Source organism: Psychrobacter sp. 78a-MNA-CIBAN-0178 (assembly GCF_040309625.1).
GTDB classification, from domain to species: domain Bacteria; phylum Pseudomonadota; class Gammaproteobacteria; order Pseudomonadales; family Moraxellaceae; genus Psychrobacter; species Psychrobacter okhotskensis.
Genome location: NZ_JBEOOZ010000083.1, coordinates 1 through 533, shown reverse-complemented (window position 1 = coordinate 533; position 533 = coordinate 1). Strand labels below are relative to the sequence as shown.

Below are 533 nucleotides of genomic sequence, written 5' to 3'. Positions count from 1 at the left end.
GTTGAACATTCATAAATGAACACTGCTGATCGCTAAAATTGTTCCAGACACGGCGCAAGTCGAAGATTATGTTGATACCTTAGCTCGAATTGCAACACGGTATGGGGCAATTTTAGCATCAGCCTAAAAAATAGTCTCTGTCAGTGCCACGATCGAATGTTCAACACGCCCTATAATGAGTGAAAAGTAATATCGATAAATCAGCAATACCGTCGCGTTTTAAGGTATTTAACTATATTCCATTTTGACTTATTTTCTGGTGTAATGGACAAAATTCATGCTAAAAAGTAGAAGGTAGTCGCTAATGGACATAATTCATGCTATTTGAGAGACTTTGACCCTAAAAAGTCTTTAATAAACCGCAACTTACGCTGCTCATTTAGACCATGATGACTGTGTAATTGTCGCTTGAGCTCGCTGAATAATCCTTCAAGAGAATTGGTGGTATTTGGTATATCTAAATGCTTATATTCTTGATAAATGAATAACCAATCACTATTGGTTCTGAGGCTACGATAAGCACTTCTAAGGCG

1 pseudogene is annotated in these 533 nt (G+C 37.3%); it reads right to left on the bottom strand.

What is annotated here, in order from left to right:
* Window positions 1–320: 320 nt before the first annotated feature.
* Window positions 321–533, bottom strand: a pseudogene (locus AAEY80_RS14340) (hypothetical protein); the annotation flags it as partial.